The 24408-nt window shown below is 51.3% G+C and carries 22 protein-coding genes; 18 read left to right on the top strand and 4 right to left on the bottom strand.

What is annotated here, in order from left to right:
- Nucleotides 1–92: 92 nt before the first annotated feature.
- The 3 genes from DWY25_RS01215 to DWY25_RS01205 form a co-directional block, all read right to left on the bottom strand.
- Nucleotides 93–431 (bottom strand): hypothetical protein, encoded by a 339-nt coding sequence (locus DWY25_RS01215; protein WP_117892690.1) that lies wholly within the window; start codon nt 429–431, stop codon nt 93–95.
- Between the two features lie 175 nt (nt 432–606).
- Entirely contained in the window at nt 607–1239 is a 633-nt protein-coding gene (locus tag DWY25_RS01210) for a TetR/AcrR family transcriptional regulator (RefSeq protein WP_117892687.1), read from the bottom strand.
- A gap of 165 nt (nt 1240–1404) precedes the next feature.
- Nucleotides 1405–3561, bottom strand: coding sequence for a Tex family protein (locus tag DWY25_RS01205; protein ID WP_420809855.1), 2157 nt, complete (start codon nt 3559–3561; stop codon nt 1405–1407).
- Between the two features lie 155 nt (nt 3562–3716).
- Here DWY25_RS01205 and DWY25_RS01200 point away from each other — a divergent pair, with 155 nt between their 5' ends.
- From DWY25_RS01200 to deoC, 11 genes are all read left to right on the top strand, one after another.
- Complete coding sequence (locus tag DWY25_RS01200; protein ID WP_117892681.1) at nt 3717–5702, top strand: PASTA domain-containing protein; 1986 nt, start codon at nt 3717–3719, stop codon at nt 5700–5702.
- 220 nt (nt 5703–5922) lie between these two features.
- Nucleotides 5923–6870, top strand: coding sequence for a GGDEF domain-containing protein (locus DWY25_RS18005; RefSeq protein WP_276330431.1), 948 nt, complete (start codon nt 5923–5925; stop codon nt 6868–6870).
- Between the two features lie 81 nt (nt 6871–6951).
- Nucleotides 6952–7500, top strand: coding sequence for a hypothetical protein (locus tag DWY25_RS01190; RefSeq protein ID WP_147336647.1), 549 nt, complete (start codon nt 6952–6954; stop codon nt 7498–7500).
- Nucleotides 7501–7727: 227 nt separating this feature from the next.
- On the top strand, nt 7728–8108 hold the full coding sequence (locus tag DWY25_RS01185) for a BlaI/MecI/CopY family transcriptional regulator (protein ID WP_117892673.1): 381 nt from the start codon (nt 7728–7730) through the stop codon (nt 8106–8108).
- Nucleotides 8105–10693 carry a M56 family metallopeptidase gene (locus DWY25_RS01180; protein WP_117892670.1) on the top strand — a complete coding sequence of 863 codons (2589 nt, stop codon included), beginning with the start codon at nt 8105–8107 and terminating at the stop codon, nt 10691–10693. The genes DWY25_RS01185 and DWY25_RS01180 overlap by 4 nt, the downstream gene beginning before the upstream one ends.
- Nucleotides 10694–11018: 325 nt before the next feature.
- Entirely contained in the window at nt 11019–12323 is a 1305-nt protein-coding gene (locus DWY25_RS01175) for a uracil-xanthine permease family protein (RefSeq protein WP_117892667.1), read from the top strand.
- 198 nt (nt 12324–12521) lie between these two features.
- A complete protein-coding gene (locus DWY25_RS01170; protein WP_117892664.1) occupies nt 12522–13235 on the top strand; it encodes a 16S rRNA (uracil(1498)-N(3))-methyltransferase in 714 nt (237 codons plus the stop codon).
- A gap of 3 nt (nt 13236–13238) precedes the next feature.
- Complete coding sequence (locus DWY25_RS01165) at nt 13239–14003, top strand: hypothetical protein (RefSeq protein ID WP_147336646.1); 765 nt, start codon at nt 13239–13241, stop codon at nt 14001–14003.
- A 95-nt stretch (nt 14004–14098) separates the two neighbouring features.
- Nucleotides 14099–15400, top strand: a complete 1302-nt coding sequence (gene mtaB / locus DWY25_RS01160) for a tRNA (N(6)-L-threonylcarbamoyladenosine(37)-C(2))-methylthiotransferase MtaB (RefSeq protein ID WP_244925900.1) — start codon at nt 14099–14101, stop codon at nt 15398–15400.
- Nucleotides 15397–16872: a UDP-N-acetylmuramoyl-L-alanyl-D-glutamate--2,6-diaminopimelate ligase gene (locus DWY25_RS01155; RefSeq protein WP_117892655.1), complete on the top strand. Its 1476-nt coding sequence runs from the start codon at nt 15397–15399 to the stop codon at nt 16870–16872. Before mtaB ends, DWY25_RS01155 begins: the two co-directional genes overlap by 4 nt.
- Nucleotides 16850–17518, top strand: coding sequence for a deoxyribose-phosphate aldolase (deoC, locus tag DWY25_RS01150; protein ID WP_117892652.1), 669 nt, complete (start codon nt 16850–16852; stop codon nt 17516–17518). Before DWY25_RS01155 ends, deoC begins: the two co-directional genes overlap by 23 nt.
- Before the next feature lie 155 nt (nt 17519–17673).
- On the opposite strand, the gene DWY25_RS01145 is transcribed toward deoC, so the two are convergent.
- Nucleotides 17674–18495: a helix-turn-helix domain-containing protein gene (locus tag DWY25_RS01145; RefSeq protein WP_181981640.1), complete on the bottom strand. Its 822-nt coding sequence runs from the start codon at nt 18493–18495 to the stop codon at nt 17674–17676.
- A 269-nt stretch (nt 18496–18764) separates the two neighbouring features.
- Between DWY25_RS01145 and rpsU the strand changes: the two genes are divergently transcribed.
- From rpsU to DWY25_RS01110, 7 genes are all read left to right on the top strand, one after another.
- Entirely contained in the window at nt 18765–18944 is a 180-nt protein-coding gene (rpsU, locus tag DWY25_RS01140) for a 30S ribosomal protein S21 (protein ID WP_020223152.1), read from the top strand.
- 188 nt (nt 18945–19132) lie between these two features.
- Nucleotides 19133–20098 (top strand): DUF6930 domain-containing protein, encoded by a 966-nt coding sequence (locus tag DWY25_RS01135; protein WP_117892647.1) that lies wholly within the window; start codon nt 19133–19135, stop codon nt 20096–20098.
- Between the two features lie 124 nt (nt 20099–20222).
- A complete protein-coding gene (locus tag DWY25_RS01130; RefSeq protein WP_006060198.1) occupies nt 20223–20420 on the top strand; it encodes a YabP/YqfC family sporulation protein in 198 nt (65 codons plus the stop codon).
- On the top strand, nt 20410–21360 hold the full coding sequence (locus tag DWY25_RS01125) for a sporulation protein YqfD (RefSeq protein WP_117892644.1): 951 nt from the start codon (nt 20410–20412) through the stop codon (nt 21358–21360). The genes DWY25_RS01130 and DWY25_RS01125 overlap by 11 nt, the downstream gene beginning before the upstream one ends.
- A gap of 17 nt (nt 21361–21377) precedes the next feature.
- On the top strand, nt 21378–22325 hold the full coding sequence (locus tag DWY25_RS01120; RefSeq protein ID WP_117892641.1) for a PhoH family protein: 948 nt from the start codon (nt 21378–21380) through the stop codon (nt 22323–22325).
- Nucleotides 22326–22328: 3 nt separating this feature from the next.
- Nucleotides 22329–23000, top strand: a complete 672-nt coding sequence (locus DWY25_RS01115) for a response regulator transcription factor (protein ID WP_117892638.1) — start codon at nt 22329–22331, stop codon at nt 22998–23000.
- A 15-nt stretch (nt 23001–23015) separates the two neighbouring features.
- Complete coding sequence (locus DWY25_RS01110; protein ID WP_117892635.1) at nt 23016–24329, top strand: sensor histidine kinase; 1314 nt, start codon at nt 23016–23018, stop codon at nt 24327–24329.
- The last annotated feature ends 79 nt before the right edge of the window (nt 24330–24408 follow it).

Genomic DNA, 24408 nt, shown 5'->3' with positions numbered 1-24408 from the left:
CTGAAACTGCATTTTTTTATTATGAGAAGTCGTATGATATCGATAGCGCATATCTCCAGGGCTTTTTCTGTCTTTTGCAAAGGAATAATCGCTTATTCCCGTGTCTTGATTTTATGATAATGGTAACGGTTGGACAATAACGCGACGGCGCCGAAGGTTACTGTACCGATACCGGTTAAGGAATAACCTAGAATCAATTGAGTTACTCCGCCTACAAGAAGACCTACACTGGCGATTCCGCCGATCGTCGTTCCGATTTTATCCGCGGCCGGGGAAGGGGTACGCAGCGCTTTTGATTTCTCGATCAGAGTTTGGGTCATTGCGGATGTTTTCACAGATGCTTTTTGTGTTCGCACCACGGCGGCCTGCGTCAGATCGTTTGGCGAGGGGATGGAATTTTTGACAGTGACCGATGATTTTTCTTGATTCATAAATACCTCCTGATTTTTTGTTTTTAAACTGGTCGATCCTGGTTTAGATTGAAGCGAAGAAGATTGATTGTAAGATATAAAACCGACCGTCGGTCTTTATGTTTGGTAAGAAACAGGCTGTTGCTTACAGCCTGTTTCTAAGTTTAATTGGATTGAATTTTATGGGAAAATCCGATTACTGGACATAGGCTTGGATCAAATCAGCGATTAGCGAATCATCAATTAAATCTAAGCCTAGCTGGATCATCACCGATTGCAGATAGCGCAGCCGAACTTTAGTTTCTTCACTGTTTCGATGAAATAAAACGGGATTGGCCCAGTAGTTCAGCAGCATTAAGAAGACTTCTGCGCAAAGCTCAGGCTGTTGGACGTGCAGCGAACCGTCGTGGTTGCCTTCGCGGATGAGTCCGGCAACGATCGGCGCATCCTGATCAACACAGGTTTGGATTCCGTTAACGACAAAATGCGGATCGAGCTGGGATGCTAGAGCTTGATCCAGCGCATGCGTTTCAGCGTCCGCCGCCAGCTGCCCCAGAATTTTCTTCAGTTTTTCTTTGGCATTTTTACCAGGCGTATTGCGGATCAGTTCCTGAAACCGCTTGTTCACGTACTGGATTCGCCGCTGCATCACTGCGTCCAGGATCTGTTCCTTGGATTTGAAATGATGATAAAGTCCGCCCTTGGATAATCCGGTTGCGTCAAGAATGTCTTGAACACTGGTTTGTTCATAGCCCTTTTCAACAAAAAGTCTGGCCGCGGTAACGACGATTTTTTCAAACGTTTGTTCCGGGTGTTTATTTCTTGCCATAGCCCCTCCTTATAAACCGACGGTTGGTCTGTATATATCTTATCTAAGATTGTTGCCTGTGTCAAGCGAAAGCGTTTGGACAATGGAAAAACCAAGCTAAATTAGTTTGTGGCTAAAAAAAGAACTGTCTTGAATCCCTTAAGGGGACCAAGGCAGCTCTATTAATTAATGATGCGGATCAATCATGGTCAGCTGAACCCGGTGACGTTCAGCATCGATCCCGTAAACCCAGACCTTAAGGATGTCGCCGATTGATACAACTTCGCTGGGGTGGGAGATCCGGCCCTGCACCATCTTGGAAACATGGACCAGGCCATCCTCGTGCAGACCGATATCGACGAAAGCGCCGAAATCAACGACGTTGCGAACGACACCTTCCAACTCATCGCCCGGATGCAGATCTTCCAGCGTGAGGACGTCATGCCGCAGCATCGGTCCGTCAAATTGTTCACGGTAATCGCGCAGCGGCTGGGAGATCGCTTCAATCATGTCCTGCAGCGTATACACGTCCGTGTCCAGCTGTTCTGCGGTTTTTTCCAGATTTAACTGGCTCAGTTTCTCCCGGCATTCATCACTGCCTAACTGGCTGATGCCGAACAGCTGACATAAGCGGTGAGCGGCCTGGTAGCTTTCCGGATGGATCGGCGTTTGATCCAGTGGTTCCTCTCCGTCATGAATCCGCAGAAAGCCCGCTGCCTGCTGGAAAGACTTGGCGCCTAACTTCGGTACTTCCAATAACTGCCGCCGGTTTTCAAAGCGGCCGTGTTCGTTGCGGTAGGTTACAATCGCGTTGGCGGAAGCTTTTGTCAGACCTGAAACATGACATAGAAGCTCGCTGGAAGCCGTGTTGACGTCGACGCCGACGCGGTTGACGCTTTTCAAGATTGCGAAATCTAATCGCTCATTTAAAGCCTTTGCGGGCAGATCATGCTGATATTGGCCTACGCCGATGCTTTTCGGATCAATTTTAATCAGTTCAGACAAGGGATCCAGGATTCTTCTTGCGATCGAAACGGCGGAGCGCTGCTCAACGTGCAGATCCGGGAATTCCTTCCGCGCTAATTCACTGGCGGAATATACCGAAGCGCCGGCCTCGGAAACGAGCGTGTAATCGACGTTCAGATTTTCTTTCTGAATGATCTCGGCAATGAAGCTTTCAGTTTCCCGGCTGGCTGTACCGTTGCCGATTGCGATGACTTCGATTGGATATTCTTTCAGAATTGACAGAAGTTTAGCTTTGGCTTCAGCTTTTTTATTTACCGGCGGATGCGGATAGAAAACGTCGATTTTCAGCATCTTACCCGTAGAATCGATGACAGCCAGCTTACAGCCGGTCCTAAACGCTGGATCGACGCCGAGGATCATTTTGCCTTCCAGCGGCGGCTGCAGAAGCAGACGCTCAACATTCATTGAGAAAATCTCAATCGACTGCGCCTGCGCTTTTTCGCTGAGTTCCCCGCGGACTTCACGTTCAACGCTAGGGAATGCCAGCCGCTTTAACCCGTCCTGCGCCGCTTCCTCAATCAGACTCTGGCAGACGGTTGTGCGGTCATGCGTCACACCGCGGATGGCATAGTTGATCAGAAACGTCTGGTTGTAGTCCAGGGTCACCGTGATGACTTTTTCTTTCTCAGCCCGGTCGATCGCCATAACCCGATGATTTGCCAGCGTACTGATCTTTTCTTTGTAATCATAATACATCTTATAAACTTTGTTTTCGTCTTCGTGCTTTTTCTTTTCTTTACAGAGAATAAAGCCGTATTTTTCAATTTGTTCCTTGATCTTCCAGCGCAGCTTGGCCTGGTCGCTGATCCGCTCAGCCAGGATATCCTTTGCCCCCTGCAGCGCTTCCTCCACTGTCGGGACCTGATCGTTCAGATATTTTTCAGCCTGAAGCGCCGGATCGCCCGACCGCGGACAGGAAGCGATCCAATCCGCCAGCGGCGTCAGCCCTTTGGCCGCGGCATCCGTCGCGCGGGTTTTGCGTTTTTGTTGATATGGCCGGTAAATATCGTCAACCTGCGAAAGCTTGGTGCAGGCTAAAACCTGTTGACGCAGTTCCTCCGTCAGCTTGCCCTGAGTTTCAATAATCCGCAATACGTCTTCCTTGCGCTTTTCCAGATTGCTTAAATACTGGACCTGCTGCTGAATGAATAAAATCTGTTCTTCATCCAGTCCCTTTGTCATTTCTTTGCGGTAACGCGCGATAAAAGGAACTGTGTTGCCTTCTTCTAAAAGCTTTAATGTATTTCGCACCTGGGACGGCTCTACATTTAGCGAAGCCGCCACCGGCTGAATCAGCTGTTCAGTTTCCATATTCATTCCTCCTCGTGATGATTTTTATCATAACACGAAAATCTTTTCATAGCTTCAAAAATTTGTAAGAATTCAGACCAGTAACTTCCAAAGAAAGTCTACAATCGCCGTTTTTTAGGGATTGGAAATATGTTATACTTGTTAAAGTACAGGAGGGCAATATGAATATAGATTTTACGAATAAAAAGACGATCGCGCTGCTCAGTGCTGTCGGCATCTTAGCCGTTGCGACGATTGCGGCCGTCGTTATTTTGTTGACGCTGCCTGGCAAAGCGATACAGGTAGAAGATTTCTCAGGAAAGACCGTGGAAGAAATCAAAAAGTGGGCGACTGAGAAAAAGCTGGGTGACAGTCAATTGGTCGTCGAATACGAATACAGCGATACCGTGGATAAGGATAAGCTGATTTCGCAGAGTATTGCCTCAGAACAGAAGCTGAACAAAGACAGCGTTCTGACGGTTGTGTTCTCGAAAGGTCCGGATCCGGATGTCGAAGTAACGCTGCCGGATTTCAAGGGCATGACAGAAGAAGAAATTGAGAAATTCGTGGAAACGAATAAATTATTGGATGTCACGTATGAATACGCTGTTGATGAAAAGATCGAGAAGGGCAAATTCATTAAGGTCAATGTGACTGATACTGTCGTCAAGCGCAGCACGATGTTGGTGTTTACAATTTCCCAGGGCGAAGACGGAACGGGCGAGCAGATCATCGTCCCGGATTTCAGCGATTATACAAAAGCGAAAATCACAAACTGGGCGAAGGCCAATAAAGTGACGATCAACTGGAAGGAAGAAGCCAGTGATAAGATTGCGAAAGACAAAGTGATTTCGCAGGATCCAAAGGCTGGTGAAACGATCAAGACTGGTGATAAGATCACCGTAACAATGTCGTTAGGGAAAACGGTAACGATGAAATCGTTAGCGAAAATGAGTAAGGACGAAGCGAAGAAGTGGCTGAATGATAACGGTCTGGTCGGCGAGTTCAGCGAAGCGTACAGCGGATCTGTCGAATACGGCTACGTCATTTCCAACACGCCGGAAAAGGGCGACGTTAAGCAGGGAAGCACGGTGAAAGTGAAGGTTTCACTGGGCAAGATCAAGCTGGAATCGTTTATCGGCAAGAAGAAAGAAGATGCTGAAAGCTTCAAGAAGAAAGTGAACAATTCTGAAGCGAATCTGACGTTCACGTACAGTGAAGTAGAGAGCACAGAGCCGGTGGGAACGATTGTTTCCCAGGGTTATGATTCAGGAACTTACCTGGCTCCGGGAACAACGGTTAACTTCCAGATTTCCAAGGGAAAATCAATTACCGTTGAGAACAAAGCAGGCGTAAGCGAAAATGAATTCAAGAAATATATCAGCGGCTTAGGCTTAAGTCTGGGTACCCGTTCAACGGCGTATTCGGATAAGGCTGCCGGAACGATTCTTGAGAATGAAACCGGGAAGAAAGCCGCAGGATCTACGGTTTGGTATAAAGTATCGTTAGGTCAGTTCAGTCCGGCAGCCGGCGACTTTGAAAACAAATCGGTCGCGGAAGCCCGGAAGATTATTGAAAATGCCAATAATTCCGGCGCAGGCTGGAGTTTCTCAGAGGGCGCCAGCGAGTTTAACGACAGCGTCGCTTCCGGTAATACCTTCGGCTGTTCTATTTCAGGTAAAACTGTTACCTGTAAGGTTTCTAAAGGTAAAGGAATCACGGTTAAGAACTACGTTGGAGGCGCCGCGCCATGTTCCACGAACAGCTGTTCTGTCGATGGCGTGACGATTAAGCAGGTTTATCAGTCAGATTACAGCGACGTTCCTGCAGGGCAGGTTGTCGATCAGTCGGTTGGTGCCGGTACTGTTGTTTCTTCGGGAACTGAAATTACATTGACATTGTCAAAAGGGCCGAAGCCGGTTACAACCGCGAAGGTTCCGAATGCTCCACTAACGATATACAGCGGTACAAGCTATGAGGATTGCAAGGCTAAGATCCAGAATGCTTTCAACAATGCTGGATTTAGCAATTTAACCTTCACTAAGATTACAGGCGAAATTGATAATCCGGAAGGAATCAATGGTGCTGTAAAATCAGTGTCAGTCGAGCTGGGCGCAGAAATTGAAACATCGACGGAAATTGTCATCGAAATCTATTCCGCCAGCTAAACATAGAAAATCAGGATGAAGCGCATAAAGCACTCATCCTTTTTCTTTATCCTAAGTCAAGAGGAAATTAAGAATTAATTTTTAACTTTCACGATAAATTTAATGGTATAATGAAACTCAAGAGGTATTATAATTTGACCATGTGGCCAGATAAGGATTAAAAACGTTATCGAAGACTGCGGAAGGTCATTCGCATAAATTATGAGATGAGAAGGAATAAATGGATTCAAAGTGGACGGGATGCTGGAAAGCAAGAGAAAGTGGGTTTATCCAGCGTCATGGAAAGGAAGTAAAAATGATGTTTGATTTGGAGAAGGCGGATCAGTTTATACAAAAACAAATTCAGACGCATCCTTTGTTTGAATATTACCGGATCGTGGACGTGAACAAGTATGAGGTCTATGAATGGAAAAAGTCGCAGCTGGTAGCGAACGGCGAGCATTGCTTTCAGGTATGGAGCCGGAATTGTGCCTGCCGGAATTGCGTATCCCGTTTAGCCGTAGATGAAAACCGTCCGATCATCAAAATGGAAACAACGCAGGACAACCGGATTTTTTTGATTGAGTCGGTTCCGCTTCGGGAATTGGGCGATCATTACGCAATGGAATTGATCCGTGAGGTGACCGATAACTTACTATTTACAGATCCTGATCATAAAAACAACGTGATGTTGACGGACATTATCTACAAGATGAATGAACTGTCCACTCATGATTCTTATACCGGTCTGTACAATAAACGTTTCATGGAGCATGAGCTGAAACGGGATATTTCAGAATGGAAGGAAGAAAAACCGCTGACGATCGCGCTGCTTGATATTGACCAGTTCAAGGCCGTGAACGATACGTATGGCCATCTGATGGGGGATCGGGTGATTCTGGCCTTGTCGGAAGCCTTAAAGGCTTGTGCGGAAAGTCATAATGGCTGGGCTTGCCGGGTGGGCGGCGACGAATTTCTGATTGCGTTTAACGGTTTAAATCAGAATCAGGCGGCACAGGTGATCCAGACATTTCGTCAGGAAATGGCGCAGCTTCAATTCAGCGAAGCCGCGCGGAATTATCACATGTCGATCAGTGTCGGCATTGTAGAATACAAGCCGGAAATCCAGGATTGGGAAACCTGGTTTACGCTGGCTGATCAGGCAATGTATCAAAATAAGCAGAAGTAACTCAGTCATAATAATTCCATTAAATCAAAAGAAGGAATAAGCGACAAACTTAACGACAGATGAAAGGGAGGGAAATAGGCGATGAGGAAACGAAGTCCATGGCGAAGAAGGGCAGCGGTAATTCTGATTTTTCTTTGCGGTTTGGTTCTCTCCAGCTGTGCTTCTGTCCAATACTATTGGTATACGCAGCCTGATCGTTCGATTAAGCTCAGCGTAAAAGCAGACAAAGTCCAGCGGATGCTTGTCATTACGAATGTAAGTCAGTTGGAATCCATTAAGCTTGATGAAGAAAAGACCTGGCTGGAAGAATTAGGCGTCGGTGATTATTTTGAAATTCAGCAGCATCCCGATACTTTCTTCCTCGCGCATTACACGGATTCCGGAAAAGGTGGTGTGGTTTTCTATAACTTTAACTTTGCGGCTTCCGACTTTGATCCCACAAAGGAAGACGTGACCGCCATTCTGGATCACTTTGGGTTAACTGAATCTCTGAATCGGAAAACCAAATCGATCAGCTTGAAAACGTTAACTTCTTCGCAGGCTTGCCGTTTCCATGCGCTTTTTGAATCCGGCGACTTCCAACAATTAAAAAAGCCGGAATGGTTTGAGGAACGCTGGCAATCAAACTAAATTGAAATCATGATGAATCCGGACTGAGGCTTTGTTGCCTGGGCCGGATTTTTTATTCGTCTGATTCCGAGGGGAAATATCCGAGACAAGAGGGAACACAAGGAAAGTTCTGAACTTTTTGCAAAAGGAAGAATAAGTGAGAAATTGAACAAAAGGACTTGCAATCAATGACTACAAAGTGTAGTATAATAATTGACTACAAGATGTAATAAAAAGGAGGGGAGACCATGGAACTGATGTCGGATTCCGAAAAGGAAATCATGAAGCTGATCTGGGATCATGGCGGTGCGATGACGATCAGTGAATTGCTGGACCAGATTGAACGAACCGGTCATGATTGGAAACGCACGACCGTGCGGACCTTTATCTCCAGACTGATCGACAAAGGGATGCTGATCAGCCAGAAGGAAGGCCGGGGCGCGCGGTATGTCGCGCGTATCAGCGAGGAAGAATATTTGAAAACCCAGTCGGTTCAGTTTGTAAACCAGGTGTTCGGCGGGAATGTCAGCACGCTGTTGACGTCGCTGTTCGGGCAGCAATGCCTGGAATCCAAAGATATTGAAGAACTGGAAAAATTTTGGGTGCAGGGGAAGGAGAAATTGAAATGAATACCTTCATGATCAGCTTCCTTTCAGTTTCGGTTTCCGGATTGTGTATGGCCGGCATCGTTGTACTGCTGGAAAAGCTGCTGAAAAATCATTTAAGCTTCCGCTTTCGTTACGGACTCTGGTTGTTTGTGATTCTGCGGCTCTTGATTCCGGTATCGCCGGTAGCCGGGGTTGTCGGTACTTTGTTTTCTGAGGAAACCTGGAACCCGCAGCCGCAAACTCAGCTCGCGGCAAGCGCGCCGGAAACGATCAAAAATCCTGTTGCGGATCAACAGACTAAACTTCCGGAACAGAAGGCCCAGAGCGATCCGGTTCAGGATATCCGCACCGTTCCAACATCGGCGCCTTCCCGATCAACCTGGCAGTTTGATCAGCCCGCCTGGCTGGACGATCTGATCCAGGCTGCCTGGGTACTGTGGCTGAGCGTTGTCGTGGTGTTGATGGTGAGGCGAATCACGAGTTATCAAGGATTTCTGCGGTTTATTAAAGCCGGCAGTTTTCCTGCATCCAGCCCGGATACCCGGCAATGTCTGGACGAGGTTCGTCAAAAGATGGGCATCCGCCGCCCGCTGCCAGTCTGGATTAACAAGCTGGCGGTCTCGCCGATGCTGCCGGGCGTCTTTCATCCGATGATCATTCTGACCACGGAGGATTGCCGACCCGAGGAAATGCGAATGATCCTGCGCCATGAACTCACGCATTATCAACGTGGGGATATCTTTACAAAATGGCTGGTCCAACTGGCGATCTGCATTCATTGGTTTAATCCTGCTGTCCGCCTGATTGGCCGCCGTATGGAAAGTCTATGTGAGCTGGCCTGCGATGAACAGGTGCTGAGTTCCCTTTCAGCTTCGGAAAAACGCTGCTACGGTGACACGCTGATCCATTCATTAAAAGACAAGGGAACCTATGGCGATATTATCGTATCGATTACGTTGAATGAAAATTTGAGCTTGCTGAAAGAAAGGCTGAGTGCAATTATGAATGAACAAAAGTCAGGAACGACGCGAACGTTGATCTCGATGGCTACCGGAGCTGTATTGTTTGCCAGCGGTATTCTGTGCGGTTCCGCGCTGAGCTGGAAAACGCCAAAACCGGCCGCGGCGCCAGTGGTGACCACTACGACCTCGACAAACCAGAGAACCTTCTATTTTTCCGGGAGTGTCTATACACAGGGCTACATCGTGACGCTGAACTGGGCGGGAGCCGACCGATCGGAAGAGGGCAGCGTGTATCAGGATTCGCTGATCAGCGTCGCCTTTGACGAAAGCATAAAAGCGGTCATGGACAATGAGGAACAGATGGAAGCCGTTCGTCAGGCCGTTTCTGAACAACATGCGCGGTTAGTCCGCAGCAACAGTTCCTTGGCTTCGCGTACGCCGCTTTTGACCTCGATCGAAGGCCCTTATACCGAATCCGTGGAGGAACTGGCTGTCCGCTTCCATAAGGAAAAGAAAATGTCACAGTTTAGAGCCGTGGCTGCCAAGCTGAACGAGGAAGCGGCTGTGAAAATGGCCCGCACCTTCTATGCGGCGAAGGAAATGGATTATTTTGCGGTGCTGGTTGATGCACTTCCGGAATCCGAAATTCTTGATTTGAGCAGACAGGCCTATCAGAGCCGGTATGAGGACGCATTTGATCTGTTGGTGCCGAAGCTGCCGCAGGATCAGATTCAGACGTTGGCGCAGCAGGCCTATACGGATAGCCGGCTTGATTATTTTGAAATCGCGCTGTTTTCCCTGCCGGCCCAGCAGCGGTCTGAATGGGCGGAAAAAGCCTATACGGATACCCGGCTGGAATATTTTATAGAAACGGTTCAGGATCTGCCGACGGATCAGCTTGGCGTGTGGGCTGACCGGATTTATGCCGATCAGCGCCTTGAATTCTTTGAAGAGATCGTGAATTCACTGAATTCCAAGCAGCGGGAAGCGTTGGCAGAAAAGGCCTATACCGATAACCGCGTCGAATATTTCAAAGAAGCTTTCTATGATTTGCCGAGAGAGAGCGTCGCAGCGTATGCTCAGCGGGTGATTGACGATCAGCGTTACCGGGATTATCTGTTTGTCTTTGACGATAATCTGCCCAGCGAGCTGATGGATAAGCTGGCAATCCAGGCTTACGATGAAAAGCAAGATGAGCTGTTCGATCGGATTTACTGGGGTTTTTCTAAGGAAACGGCGAAGACGCTGCTTGAGCGGGCGTATGCCGATAACCGGACGGAAGTGCTCTACCGGCTGTATTCCCAAGTCGATAACGAAACTCTGAAGGCGCTGGTGGAACAGGCCTTTAACGATCATCGCACGGATGTGTTTATGAATCTGTGCAATGATTTGACCAGTGAACAAAAGGCAGAGTATGCCAACCGGGCCTATGAGAATCAGAATTTGGATATTCTGTCAAACCTGATTTACGATCTTCCGCATGACCAGGTTCTCTCACTGGCGCAGAAGGCCTACGACGATCAGCGGATCCGTTATTTCGAGATAATTGTCTATGAATTGAATTCGGCGGATATCGCTGAATTCAGGACACAGGCGAAAAAAGACGGACGCAACGAGTTTTATTCTATGCTGGAAGATTATTGAGTCAGCGGTCTGACCGGCGACCCACGGAAGAATCCTTGCCGCTTCGGCTGGACTGACAGGAATTTCTGACAGATCTGTCCTGGTTTGACACGGATTCATGAGAATTTTGGGGCAGACGGTTCGGAAATGCCAGAAAAGTCATGTTCGCTTTTGTTTGGAAGTTATTCGGAAGTTAATGAAATCACCGGCGGCTTATGCTATAATAAAAACCGCATGGGGCTTTTAAGCGGATCCAGTGAGATCGCAAGGCTGAACACATTTATGGGGAAAGTCCTTTTGCACAAAATCAAAAGGGCTTTTTATTTAAGCCCGGAAAGGGGTATTTATGTCACAGCGAGTAGAAATGATCCTCGACGTCAACGAAAAACCAAAACCAGCTCAATGGATTCTGTTAAGTTTCCAGCATGTCTTTGCGATGTTTGGCGCCACCATCCTGGTTCCGGTGCTGACCGGCTTCCCGATTTCCGTCGCGTTGTTTGCGTCCGGGATCGGAACGATTATTTACAGCTGCATCACCCGGTTTAAAGTTCCGGTCTACTTAGGCTCTTCCTTTGCCTACATCAGTGCTGTCCAGATTGCGGTCGCGGCGATGAGCGGCGACGTCAGCGCAGCGCAGACCGGGTTAATCCTGATCGGTCTGGTCTATGTCGTCGTTTCGATTCTTGTCCGTTTCATTGGCAAGGACTGGATTGACAAGCTGCTTCCGCCGATTGTCATCGGTCCGATGATCGCCGTTATCGGTTTGGGCCTGGCGGCCAATGCGGTCGGCAACGCCGGCTTTGTAACCGGCGGGGATTGGAAAGTCATGCTGACAGCGGTCTTCACGTTTATTCTCACCGCCTTGATCTCCACGAAAGCAAAAGGCTTTTTCAAAATCATTCCGTTTCTGTGCGGAATCTTGGGCGGCTATGTGTTTGCGCTGGCTTTAGGCATTGTGGACTTTGCGCCGCTGCAGGAAGTTCTGCAGTCAGGAAAGTTCTTATCGCTGCCGGAATTCATTCTGCCGATTGCCGTGCCGGGGTTTAAGAGCTATCATCTGTATTTCGGACCGGAAACGTTCGCGATCCTGCCGGTGGCGCTGGTGACCATTTCCGAGCATATCGGCGATCACACCGTGCTGGGCAAGATCTGCGGCCGCAACTTCCTGAAAGAACCAGGCTTGGATAAGACGCTGATGGGCGACGGCATTGCGACGTCCATTTCGGCACTGCTGGGCGGTCCGGCGAATACGACCTATGGCGAAAACACGGGCGTCATCGGGATGACGAAGGTATCCTCGGTGTACGTGACCGTCGGTGCGGCCTGCATCGCGATCGTGCTGAGCTGCGTTCCGATTGTATCGGCGTTCATCTCAACGATTCCCAACGCCGTATTGGGCGGAATGTCGATCATTCTGTACGGCGTCATCGCTTCCAACGGTCTGCGGGTCCTGATCGACAATCAGGTCGATTTTGGACAACAGCGCAATCTGATCATCGCTTCGGCCATGCTGGTTATCGGCTTGGGCGGCGCCGTTCTGCCATTAGGCAAACTGGTCACCTTGTCGGGCACCGCGTTGTCGGCGACTGTGGGCATTGTGCTGAACCTGATCCTGCCGCGGGAGAAACAAACTGCGGAAAAATCAAAATAAATCTCAGATCTCACTCAGAAAGCAGCGGCAAGCTGCTTTTTTTGACGGCGAAGATGAATTGATCTCAGGCTTCGGAATGGTTCACAAGAGCCGGGCGGATGCGCTGCGTTTTCCGATCCCAATGGCTTTCCTGATAGCCAGGCGGGATTTTCATTCCCTTCTGAGAGGTTTTCTGGTAAAATAAAGCACGGTGATAACATGCAGCAGATATTTATACAACAGAAAACCCACGTCGGAAGCGTGATCGAACCAGATTCGCAGCAACGCCATCATTTACAGCGTGTCCTGCGGATGAAGGAAGGGGAAACGCTGCGCGTGATCGACGCGGAAGGCGCCGTTTTTTGCGGTGTGCTGGACAGCGCGGGTCAGATTCTGATCACAGAACTGCTGGACGAAGACCGCGAGCTTCCGGTAACGCTGACGTTAGTCGCCGGTCTGATCAAAGGCGAGCGCTGGGACTGGCTGCTGCAGAAATGCACGGAGCTGGGTGTCAGCCGGATTGTTCCGTTTCAATCCAGCCGCACGGTCGTGAAGCTGGAATTGGATAAAGTAGATAAAAAATTAGAGCGCTGGCAGAAAATTGTTCAGGAAGCCAGTCAACAATGCAAGCGCACGCAAAGACCGCAGGTGTGCGCACCGATCGAATTGGCCGATGCCGGCGCGTGGCGGAGCGAGCAGAACTTCGTGGTGTATGAAGATGAAGCTCTGCACGGCGGTTTGCTGAGCGCTCAGCTGGAAAAGGGCCGCAGCGTAACACTGGTGATCGGACCGGAAGGTGGTTTCAGTCCGGCTGAGATTGAAAGGCTGCAGGCGCAGGGCTATCGCTGCTGCTCGCTGGGCAAGCGGATTCTGCGGGCGGAAACAGCCGCAGTTGCGGCGGTCTGTCTGGCTGGAGCCGTGCTGGAGGGTTAAATGATGAATCCGAAAATGATTAAAATTCTGCGCAAAGGCAACGACCGGGAATTTCTGAAACTGAATGAGGTCCGCAAGGAAACCGCGCGCATCAACGCCCGGCTGAAACCTTATCAGTTGGATCGTCCGGTAAAAACGGTGCGGGATGTGTATACGCTAAGCATTCTGGAAGAAGGCTTGAAAAACAAACAGAAGATTGAGGAACTGTACGAACAGACGCGGACGGAAATGCTGGATATCTGGGAGATCATCGATTATCTCAAACGCAATGAATTTGTACGGCCAAAAATTCAGGCCGCGATTGCGGACATGAAGAAGTTTACGGTTGAGGACAAGCTTGTGATGATTCCGTTCTTCGATCCGCTGATCAACGCGCTGTACGATCACGAAACCGCGGTGCTGGAGCTGCCGCAGTTTTTCAAGATGGTCAAAAGTTTCGCGGATAAGATCGTTGATCCGTTAATCTATGGACGACTGCCCTACGACGCGGGCTTTGCTTCGCCGCAGGTGATTTTCCAGAATGAGCAGGGTTTCGCGGTTTACGAGGGCCGTGTGCACTGTCTGGAAATTTTTGCGTTTGACGGCACGGAAACCGAGCTGCCGCTTTCACTGGTCTGTACCGGTGAGAAGCTCGATCCCGCCCAGGGCGCGCCGCTGGCAGCCGCGGTGCTGAGCCAGGATCCGCTTCAAATCCGCGACGCGTGCTGCGCCAGCGGGTATATCCTGCCGAAACTGAAATCAAAAATCGCCCGCATTTCAAGGCCGTAAGGCCTTTTCCTTTGGCGGAGCGAGAATGACCGTTAAAAGACTACCTCAGGGGTTAAAAGTTTGGTATAATATCCATCATGGAAGGGGACGAATTCATGGCGAGTGTCGCAATATCAACGTTGGGCTGCAAGGTCAACGCCTACGAGTCGGAAAGCACCGCTCAGGCGCTGCGGCAGCGCGGCTATCAGACGGTGGACTTCAAGGAGAAAGCCGACGTTTACATCATATTTACCTGTGCGGTGACCAATACCGCCGCCAGTAAGAGCCGGCAGAAAATCCATCAGGCCCGCCGGCAGAACCCGGACGCCCTGGTATGCGCTGTGGGCTGTTACGTCCAGATTCAGGCGGATCAGATGGCCGAGCAGGAAAAGATCGATATTCTGGTCGGCTCCAGTGGCAAGGACAAACTGCCGCAGCTGATCGACGAAGCGCTGCGCCAGCGCCGCGAGCCGATTGTCGAGCTGCATGATGTGCGGACGTCCGCCGAGTTTGAAATGCTGCCGCTGGATGAATTTGAACATCAGACGCGCGCGTACTTAAAGGTGCAGGATGGATGCAATCAGTTCTGCGCTTACTGCATCATCCCGTATGCCCGCGGCCGGGAGCGCTCGCTGCCGTTGGACGAAGCGCTGAAGGAAGCGCGGCGGCTGGCACAGAAGCATAAGGAAATTGTTCTGGCCGGGATACATACCGGCCGATATGGGAAAGATAGAGACACCAACCTGTGCGATTTGATCCGCGGTATGTGTGAGATCAAACCGCTGGAACGGATCCGGATCTCGTCGATCGAGATTACAGAGATCACCGATGAGCTGCTGACACTGATGGAAACACAGCCGAAGATCGCCCGGCATCTGCATATTCCGCTGCAGGCAGGCTGCGACGCGACGCTGAAGCGGATGGGCCGGCCGTATACGACGGCGCAGTTTCTGGCGCGGGTCGAAGAAATTCGCAGCCGGATTGATGGAATTTCAATCAGCACCGATCTGATCGTCGGTTTTCCGCAGGAAAGCGAAGCGGAGTTTGCCGCGACGATGGCCTTTCTGAAGCAGATCCAGTTCAGCTTCATTCACGTCTTCCCTTTCTCCCCGAAAACCGGAACCCCGGCGCAGCGGATGAGCGGTCAGATTTCATCAGAGGTGAAGAAGCAGCGGGCCCGGCAGGTCGGCGAATTCTCCCGCAACAGTTATTATGCGGTAAAAAGCAGCTGGATTGGCAAGGATGCCGACGTCATTATTGAGACCTGTGAAAACGGCGTTGCGTTCGGACACAGCAGCGAGTATCTGCCGGTTCAGATCGACGGCGAGTTTGTCAGCGGACAACGGATTGTGGCCCGCTGCACGCACATGCTTGGGGATCAGTTGGCAGCGCAGGCGCAAGGAGGTCAGGAAAAATGAAATTATCCGCATTGTTTGACAACGCTCCGGACATTGAAATTGAAAATCTGATGGTGGACAGCCGGGATGTGCTGCCCAATTCCATTTTCTTCTGTATTAAAGGAATGATCCACGATGGTCACCGCTACGTTAACGCAGCCGTCAAAAACGGCGCGGTCTGCGTTGTTCACAGCGAGGATATCAAGCGTAACAACGCGAATGTCGTTTACATCAAGGTACGCGACGTCACCGCTGCCCTCAATCAGGTTGCGGCCTGCTTTTACGGCTATCCGTCAAAGAAGATGGTAGTTTACGGCGTGACCGGCACCAATGGCAAGTCGTCAATCGCCTGCATGATCCGCAATCTGCTGAATCCGGTCTATGCCTGCGGTTACATCGGCACGATTTCGATCGAGTATGGCGACACAAAGCTGCCGCCGTTACTGACGACGCCGGACATCGTACCGATGCAGCAGATTCTGCACGACATGGCGCAGGCCGGGATGAAGGCCTGTGCGCTGGAGATCAGCAGCATCGGTCTGGAACAGCACCGCACGGACAGCGTGGACGTCGACATCGCGATTTTTACGAATCTGACGCATGATCATCTCGATTATCACGGGACGATGGAGAATTATTTTGAAGCGAAGAAACGCCTGTTCGACCAGTTGAAGCCGGATGGCACGGCGATTACCAACAAGGATGATCCTCACGGCATGGCGATGGTCGCCGACTGCCCGGCCCGCGTTGTTACCTACGGCGTGCTGGAAAAAGCCGATTATGAAGCGAAGGACATTCAGCTCAACGCGGATAAAACGATTTTTACTTTAGTTCATGACGGCAGCGAATATCCAGTTCAGACCAATCTGGTCGCAATGTTCAATCTGTATAATTTGCTGGCGGTGATCGCCGCGCTGCACGAGGGCGGTCTGCCGATGGAACAGATCCTGGAACAACTCAACACGATTCCGCAGATCGAAGGCCGGATGGAACGGATTGAGGAAGGTCAGCCGTTCAACATCATCGTCGATTTTGCGCATACTCCGGACGGCCTGGAACAGATCTTCAAGTTTGCGTCCGCGATCACGCCGAAGGAGAAACGAATTATTTCCGTGTTCGGCTCCGCGGGGAAGCGGGATACGAAGAAACGGCCGGTTTTCGGTCAGCTTGCGGATAAATACTGCGACCTGATTATCTTAACCGAAGACGATCCGCGCGACGAGGATCCGATTCAGATCGCTGAAGAAATTGCCGCAGGCATCCAGAAGACTAACCGCATCATCATTGAAAGCCGCTACGACGCGATCCGTCAGGCGGTGGAAGTGGCCAATGTCGGGGATACGATCCTGATTTTAGGCAAGGGCGACGAAACCTTTATTTACCGTGAATTCGGCCGGGAACCGTGGATGAGCGATCCGGCGGCGGTCCGCGATGCCCTGCGCAAGTATTATTTTGAAACGGAGGAGGAAGATGAAGATGAAACCGTTGAATAAGTACATTGATCATACCCTGTTGAAACCAGCCAGTACCCGCAGCCAGCTGGAAAAGCTGTGCGCCGAAGCCCGCGAACATGATTTCGCGACCGTCTGCGTCAATCCTTGTTGGATTCCCTTCTGCAAGCAGCAGCTCGCAGGCAGCGACGTCAAGGTCTGCACCGTTATCGGCTTTCCGCTGGGGGCGATGACCAGCGAAGCCAAGGCCTTTGAATGCCGCGACGCGATTGAAAAAGGCGCGGATGAAATTGACATGGTCATCAACATCGGCGGCGTGAAGGACGGCGATCATGACGGCGTTGTCCGGGATATCAAGATGGTCCGGGAAGTGGCGGGCTCGCATACGCTGAAAGTCATTATTGAAACCTGCCTGCTGAGCGATGAAGAAAAGGTTTTTGCCTGCAAGGCCTGCATGGAAGCGGGCGCGGATTTCGTAAAAACCTCGACCGGTTTCTCGACCAGCGGCGCAACCGTGGAAGACGTGCGTTTGATGAAACAGACGGTCGGCGATGTTTGCCAGGTGAAAGCGGCCGGCGGCGTGCGCTGCTTTGATGATTTAAAGGCAATGATCGAAGCGGGGGCCGATCGGATCGGAACCTCCAGCGGCGTCGCGTTGTTAGCAGGACAGGAAGCCACGGGTTATTAACCGCTGTTCTTGCATTTCGTAAGCCAGGAGAAATAAAAAACCGGCATTGCCGGTCGACGAAGGGGGAAGCTGAAAACTTCCTCTTTTTTTAGGTCGGGACTTTCAAGATTGGCTGAGATTGCCAGGAAGCTTCCTGACGCAAGGCTTGGAATAAATCAGCGCCGCACCCGATCAATGAAGTGAAAGAGGACCGCAGCGCTCAGCAGGCTGCCTAAGAGAATCCAGTCCGAAGTCATCGGCCGCGAGATCCCGCTGCAGGTTAAAAGGAAGTGAATCGATAGCGCGGGGCCGAGCGCCAGGATCAGCATTGATCCGGCAAGAATCTGCCATTTGCGTTTCAGACAGGTCCACAGTTTAAGCAGAAGATACAGACAGACCACGGCGACCAGGCTGATGGGCAAAGCCAGCGGAATCAGCCAGCCGGAAGTGCCGCTGAGCTGTTCGATCATCGCCAGATAGATCATCAATGAAATTTCCAGGGTGCCCATCACAATTTCCAACCGCCAGTGTTTTGGCAAAACCAAGGCCAGCGTCAGTGCGAGTACGATGGCCAGCGCACCGATCGGATAAAGAGCCCAGCTGAGCTGATGATTGACTGCCAGATTGATCACAGCGCACAGAAACATGGCGGAAAAGATCAGCGGCAGGAAGATCAGGCAGAAGATTCGCTTGACTTTGGAAAAGCTGTCGCGTTGGGAATAGGCCAGCGTGTCGGCCACTACGTCATCGAGTAGCTCCGGATTCAATGCGGGTTCACTGAGCTGCTGCCCGCTGATGATCTCGCCGACGCTCACATGGAAGACCTCCGCCAGACGCGGTAAGAGTGTGATGTCCGGAAAGGACAATCCCCGTTCCCACTTGGAAATGGCTTTGTCGGAGATGCCGATCTTCATTCCCAGTTCCTTTTGTGTCCAGCCGGCTTTTAACCGCAGCTCACGGATCAGCTGCCCGGTTCGTTCTTCAGTCAGATTCTGCATGATTTTGTCCTCCGTCATTGCCTCTATCATAAAAGATTGGCGGAAAGATTACAATCGACCCCTGGTAGAATTCGTCATTCGCCAGATCGGAGAGTGGAATTTTATTGGTTGAAAGCGCTGTCATATCAACGCTGGCTTGGTTAAGTCTGCTTGTAAGAAATAACGAATGAAAATTCTTGAAAAACATTCCTCAAATCGTTCCGAAAAGGTTGCTTTTTTCGGATGGTTTGGTTATAATATATCTGCTTGCATCAGAAGGGAGGGTAAGTATGCCAAGAGTTGTCTTAAAAGAGAACGAAGTATTGGATGACGCATTACGTCGTTTCAAGCGTCAGGTTTCTCGCAACGGAACCCTTGCTGAGGCTCGCAAAAGAGAGTTTTATGTAAAACCAGGCGTCCGTCGTAAACTGAAGTCGGAGGCTGCAAGAAAGGCTAGACGTTCAAAATAAAGAAGCGCAAGCTTCTTTTTTCGTAGTATATGGATTGGCCAGCGGAGGATGATTATTCAATCCTCAGTGTTGGCAGCCGAGGATCCAAGGAAAAGGATTAAAATAAAGAAAGTGTGAAACCACGGCAGATCGAAAAACGATCTGAACCAGGATCGGGAATATCATCAAAATCAAGGAGGACGGTCACAATGCAAAGTTCAACACAAGCACTCCAGCAGTTTAAGCAGGCCTTAGCGCATGTCTATCAGCAGTGGCGGGATAAGCAATGGGAAATGATGAACATCAAATTGGAGCTGCCGTTGTTTGACGCGCCGGTGTGCGCCTCGTTTTTACAGATGGGGGAAGAAACGGTGCTGGAAATCTGCGATGATGACTGGGATCAGCTGGTCGGCAATTCGCTGGCCGAGGAGGATTCCTATCACATGGCAGTTCAGGCGTCGCGGCGGATCATGTGGCGGCCGTTTTGCGCGGAGGAAGCGGAGGTCGCTTTATTTCAGCAGGATGGCCTGCAGGTCTTTATCAACGATATTCACTGCGGTCTGCTGGAGGTGCGTCCTTCCTCCCGCTGGATTGAGGAAACCCGCATGCTCGTCGAAGCGCTGAGCGAAATCCTCGCAGCGTACAACGGTCCGGAAACGACGGATGAACAATGGGTGGAAGCGGCTCAATTAAGCGATCAGAGCTGGCGTTTAGTACCGAAAGAGGGCGCTGTGCGGATCGAAGGCCCGGCCTGTATGATCGACGAAGCGGCAGCCGATAAGCTCAGTCAGCTCAAGCATACGCGGGAAACCGCGCAGCTGGATGTGGTCAGCCTGATCGATCCGCTGGAAGCGGAACACGGCACCGCGGTCGCGTTCAGGATGTTGGTGCTGGTGTGCTCCAACCGGCATCAGACGCATATTGAATTCAGCTTCCGCAAACGTGAAGATTTGTGTACGGCGTTGGTAGAAGCCCTGCGTGAATTTATCCTGATCGCCGGGATTCCTGCCCGTCTGCAGGTCAACCATGGGCTGTATGAATTCATTCTGGCCGATCTGGCCCAGCGGCTGGGAATCCGGATCGTTCATGTGGAGCATCTGATTCTGACGGAACAGCTCAGCGAAGAACTGGCGGCCGCCCTGTCGCCGCTGGCGACTCCGGAATCGATGAATTAGCGGCTGACGCCTCGCCGTCCTTTTGATCTCACTGGATCTTAACCTCTCAGCGTCCTTTGCGGACGCTTTTTTCATGTTTGCCTGTCCTGGCGCATAACCTACATCAGAGGAAGGAGTGTGCGCGATGATCACAGTCAGTGAAAAACAGGCCATGATCGAAGACTTCGAGCGGCTGATCCTCGTCAGTCCCGAACAAATTATTACCGAGTCCAAACAGGGCAGAATGATCGTCGAAGGCAGCGGCCTTCATATCCGGGTGTTCAGCGCCGACGAAATCATTCTTTCCGGGCAGATCAGGCGGGTGAAGTTCGATGCGGAATAGACTGCCTTTTCTGTTCGGCATGGACTGTTGGCGGCTGAAAATACCGCTGACGTTTTTTCTCAATCAATGCCTGCGCCAGGATATCGAGGTCATGGAACTGAAACTGACGCCGGAAGGGCTTGTTTTCTGGTCGCCGGTGACGAGCCGGCGGCGGATTACCAGTTTGTTTCAGGACGCGGAATGCCTGGGGACCAGCGGCGTCACTGGTTTTTTGCTGCACCAGTTCCATCAGCCGCTGCGGTTGTTTTCTGTCGCGCTGGCGGCAGCGCTGTGGATGTTTTATTCTCATTGCATCGTTCAGGTCAGCGTGACCGGCACCGATCCAACCCTGCAGCGCCAGATCGAGCAGCAGCTGGCGGAGAACGGCTATGCCGCGCCGTTTTTCACCGTGGATCAGAATCTGGCGGAAACGATTGAATTTCTGATCAAGGAAAGCTTTGAGGATCGCCTGGGCTGGACCGAGGTCACCCGCACGGGATCGCGGATTCAGCTTCAGTTTACAGATAAGGAATACGTTGAAACTCCGCAGCTGACTAACGATCCCATCTATGCCCAAAAGGAAGGCATGGTCGTGCGTTTTGATGTTCAGCACGGGGAGAAAAAGGTCAAAATCAACGAGATCGTTCACCCCGGAGATCTGTTGATCGACAATGAACTGAAGGACGCCTTCGAGGTGCCTCAGCCGCTCTATGTCAAGGGCAAGGTTTACGGCTACACCTGGTATACCGTGGAAAGCTCGCTGTCAGATGCACCGGATTTCCCGCTGCATGACGCGCTGGCGTTTTTTCGTCTGTTGATGGACTGCCGCAGTCAGATCGCGGAGCAGCTGCAGGAGGATGAGAAAATTATCAAAGAAAATGTTTTACTTTTTGACAGGAATGCGGGTACAATAACGATGAAGATCCACTATACGTTATTGGAGGATCTGACACGACCTTAAATTCGAGGAGGAAAACCATGACCTATGTCCTGTCGATGGAACATCTGAGCGCGTCGGAAGCAGCTGAACTGATCGGCTACCAAGACCGCAACCTGAACTGCTTATGCGAACTGTACGGCGCGGAGATTATCTTCCGCGACAATCAGTTTACGATCCGCTGCCAGGATCCCGAAGCGGTGGCGGAGATTCTGCAGGAAATGCTGAAGATGATCCGGCGTTCCCAACAGATCAGCGAGCAGGAAATCCGATACTTAGTCCGCACGCAGCACAAGCAGCAGGCGGTCGATCTGGGCGATCTGAAGTCCAAGGTGCTGGCCCGCACCCATAGCGGCAAGGCGATATCGCCGAAAACCGAGGGTCAACGCAGCTTCATCGAAGCGATGGAAAAGAAAACGATCGTCTTCGCGGTCGGACCCGCCGGTACGGGTAAGACCTATTTAGCCGTGGCCTACGCCGTCAGTATGCTGAAGAAAGGTGAGATTCACCGGATCATTCTGACCCGGCCCGCAGTGGAAGCGGGGGAGAGCCTGGGATTTCTGCCCGGCGATCTGAAGGAAAAAGTCGATCCGTATTTACGCCCGCTGTATGACGCACTGCATGATCTAATGGGTGCGGAAACGACAGAGAAGCTGATCGAAAAAGGCACGATCGAGATTGCGCCGCTGGCTTATATGCGCGGGCGGACGCTGGATGATGCCGTGATTATTCTGGACGAAGCGCAGAACACGACGCCGGCCCAGATGAAAATGTTTTTAACCCGGCTGGGCTTTCAGTCGCGGATGATCATTACCGGCGATGTGACGCAGGTGGATCTGCCGAAATCCCAGCGCAGCGGTCTGATGGACGCCGTCGGCCTGTTGAAAGGGATTGAGGAAATCGGCGTACTGCAGCTGTCCAGCGACGATGTCGTGCGGCATCCGCTGGTGCAGAAAATCATTGACCGCTATGGTGAAAAGGGGGAATAGAGCATGCCGCGGATTCTTTTAATTGAGGATGAGGACAGCATCCGCCACCTGATCAGCTACGATTTGAAAAACGCCGGGTTTGACGTCACCGGCTGCCCGGACGGCGCCAGCGCCCGGGAAAAGGGGCTGAACGAAAGCTTTGACATCATGATCATCGACTGGATGCTGCCGGAAATCAGCGGGATTGAGCTGGTGCGGCTGTTCCGCGGCAAAGGTATTGACAGCGTCATGATGATGCTGACGGCGAAGGATGAGGAAGAAGACATTCTGGAAGCCTTCGAGGCCGGCGTCGACGATTACATCACCAAACCATTTTCCCCGCGCGAGCTTTTAGCGCGGATCCAGGCGCATGTCAAACGGATTGTCAAGACAAGCCGGCGGGTGCTGGAAATGGGCGGCCTGACGATGGACCTGGGAAGCCGGGAAGTGTCGATCAACGGTCAGCCGGTCAGCCTGACGAAAAAGGAATTTGAGCTGCTGGAATATCTGCTGCGCAATCCGCAGATCGTTTTATCCCGCGACAACATTCTCAACGAGATCTGGGATTTTGATTACGACGGGGATACCCGGATCGTTGACGTCCATATTTTCAAGCTGCGCAATAAGCTGCAGGGCAGCGGCGTGAAGATTGCCTCCCTGCGCGGGGTCGGCTATAAACTCGAAGTCCAGGCATAAACGGCGGAGACAGGCATGAAAACGAGTGAAGCTCTAATTCTGATCGTCGCCGTCGCGGGTCTGGCGCTGTTCTGCGCCCAGGGCTTATTGGAAGCCTGGAGCGCCCTGGTCTTGCTCGGACTGGTCGCCATGACGCTGTTGTGGCACAGTCAGGACACGCTGCGCGAAACGATGCGGACGAAAGAACAGACGTTAAAAACGCAGGTTCGCAGCTCGGCCAAGGATGCTTCGCTGAAGCAGCAGCAGATCATGACGATCCTGACGAATATCCCCTCCCCGCTAGCCATGATGGATTCCTATGGTCATCTGATTTTATACAATGAAGGATTCAGCCGGTTTCTGAGCGAAGAAGGCGAGGATGAATTCACATATCGCGACGAGCGGATCGCCGGCGAGGTGCAGTTGTTTCTGAAGGAAGCGTATTTGAGCGAGAATGCGATCGTGCGCAATCTGTGCTACAACAGCGTCGACTTTCAGTGCCTGTCCGTGCCGATTCAGGAGAACGGCCGGTTTACCGGATGTCTGTTGGTGTTTCAGGATATTACGCAGGCGATGGAAAAGGAACGGATGCAGAAACGCTTCATTGCCGATGCGTCGCATGAGCTGAAAACACCGATTGCGGCGATCAAGGGAATGATTGAAATTCTGAATCGGGATGATTTTGACGATCCCAAGACGATGAAGGACTTTCATATCCAGATTGAAAAGGAAACGAAACGGCTGGAAATGATTGTCGCCGATCTGTTGAAGCTGTCGCGCTTATCCATGAGTACGCTGGCGCTGGAGCTGTCGCCCTGTGAGATCAGCGGGTTGTTTGACAGTCTGATCAAGGAGGCAGCGCCCCAGGCAAAAAGTCAGGGCGTGATCGTGGAGGCAGAGGATCAAACCCATGAAACGTTCTGGCTGGATGAACAGAAAATTCATCAGGCGTTGGCCAATTTATTGAACAATGCGCTGGCGCACAGCCAGCCTGAGCATATCCGCATGCAGGCGCGGCGCCAGGATCATTGGCTGGTGCTGACGGTCAGCGATGACGGCTGCGGGATCGACGCCAAACATCTGGATCGGATTTTTGAGCGCTTTTACCGGGTGGATAAATCCCGGTCCCGGGCCAGCGGGGGCAGCGGGTTAGGCCTGGCGATCGTCAAGGCGATCGTGAGCGCGCATCAGGGCGAGATTGAGGTTGACAGCGAGATTGGCCGCGGCAGTCAGTTCGTTATCCGGCTGCCGATCCGTTCTGACGCGGCGGATCACCCTTCGCCTGCGGAACATTCCCCACACCTTCCAGAACTTTCGCCGCAGAATACAAACGCCGGCGCTTCAAGCTGAAAGCCAGTCGGAAAGATCGTCTTCAGTCAGGGATTCCCTGGCTTTTTTTGTGCTTGTTTTCCGCTGGGAGCGGTGGATG

Origin of the sequence: Holdemania filiformis (assembly GCF_003459085.1) — a bacterium.
GTDB classification, from domain to species: Bacteria; Bacillota_I; Bacilli_A; order Erysipelotrichales; family Erysipelotrichaceae; genus Holdemania; species Holdemania filiformis.
The sequence above is the reverse complement of the archived record's forward strand: the minus strand, read 5'-3'. Positions and strand labels throughout refer to the sequence as shown.

Bases quoted from the DNA above. Each gene is read 5' to 3' on its own strand.
- DWY25_RS01215 (WP_117892690.1), bottom strand. From the start codon at position 431: ATGAATCAAGAAAAATCATCGGTCACTGTCAAAAATTCCATCCCCTCG.
- DWY25_RS01210 (WP_117892687.1), bottom strand. From the start codon at position 1,239: ATGGCAAGAAATAAACACCCGGAACAAACGTTTGAAAAAATCGTCGTT.
- DWY25_RS01205 (WP_420809855.1), bottom strand. From the start codon at position 3,561: ATGAATATGGAAACTGAACAGCTGATTCAGCCGGTGGCGGCTTCGCTA.
- DWY25_RS01200 (WP_117892681.1), top strand. From the start codon at position 3,717: ATGAATATAGATTTTACGAATAAAAAGACGATCGCGCTGCTCAGTGCT.
- DWY25_RS18005 (WP_276330431.1), top strand. From the start codon at position 5,923: ATGGATTCAAAGTGGACGGGATGCTGGAAAGCAAGAGAAAGTGGGTTT.
- DWY25_RS01190 (WP_147336647.1), top strand. From the start codon at position 6,952: ATGAGGAAACGAAGTCCATGGCGAAGAAGGGCAGCGGTAATTCTGATT.
- DWY25_RS01185 (WP_117892673.1), top strand. From the start codon at position 7,728: ATGGAACTGATGTCGGATTCCGAAAAGGAAATCATGAAGCTGATCTGG.
- DWY25_RS01180 (WP_117892670.1), top strand. From the start codon at position 8,105: ATGAATACCTTCATGATCAGCTTCCTTTCAGTTTCGGTTTCCGGATTG.
- DWY25_RS01175 (WP_117892667.1), top strand. From the start codon at position 11,019: ATGTCACAGCGAGTAGAAATGATCCTCGACGTCAACGAAAAACCAAAA.
- DWY25_RS01170 (WP_117892664.1), top strand. From the start codon at position 12,522: ATGCAGCAGATATTTATACAACAGAAAACCCACGTCGGAAGCGTGATC.
- DWY25_RS01165 (WP_147336646.1), top strand. From the start codon at position 13,239: ATGAATCCGAAAATGATTAAAATTCTGCGCAAAGGCAACGACCGGGAA.
- mtaB (WP_244925900.1), top strand. From the start codon at position 14,099: ATGGCGAGTGTCGCAATATCAACGTTGGGCTGCAAGGTCAACGCCTAC.
- DWY25_RS01155 (WP_117892655.1), top strand. From the start codon at position 15,397: ATGAAATTATCCGCATTGTTTGACAACGCTCCGGACATTGAAATTGAA.
- deoC (WP_117892652.1), top strand. From the start codon at position 16,850: ATGAAGATGAAACCGTTGAATAAGTACATTGATCATACCCTGTTGAAA.
- DWY25_RS01145 (WP_181981640.1), bottom strand. From the start codon at position 18,495: ATGCAGAATCTGACTGAAGAACGAACCGGGCAGCTGATCCGTGAGCTG.
- rpsU (WP_020223152.1), top strand. From the start codon at position 18,765: ATGCCAAGAGTTGTCTTAAAAGAGAACGAAGTATTGGATGACGCATTA.
- DWY25_RS01135 (WP_117892647.1), top strand. From the start codon at position 19,133: ATGCAAAGTTCAACACAAGCACTCCAGCAGTTTAAGCAGGCCTTAGCG.
- DWY25_RS01130 (WP_006060198.1), top strand. From the start codon at position 20,223: ATGATCACAGTCAGTGAAAAACAGGCCATGATCGAAGACTTCGAGCGG.
- DWY25_RS01125 (WP_117892644.1), top strand. From the start codon at position 20,410: ATGCGGAATAGACTGCCTTTTCTGTTCGGCATGGACTGTTGGCGGCTG.
- DWY25_RS01120 (WP_117892641.1), top strand. From the start codon at position 21,378: ATGACCTATGTCCTGTCGATGGAACATCTGAGCGCGTCGGAAGCAGCT.
- DWY25_RS01115 (WP_117892638.1), top strand. From the start codon at position 22,329: ATGCCGCGGATTCTTTTAATTGAGGATGAGGACAGCATCCGCCACCTG.
- DWY25_RS01110 (WP_117892635.1), top strand. From the start codon at position 23,016: ATGAAAACGAGTGAAGCTCTAATTCTGATCGTCGCCGTCGCGGGTCTG.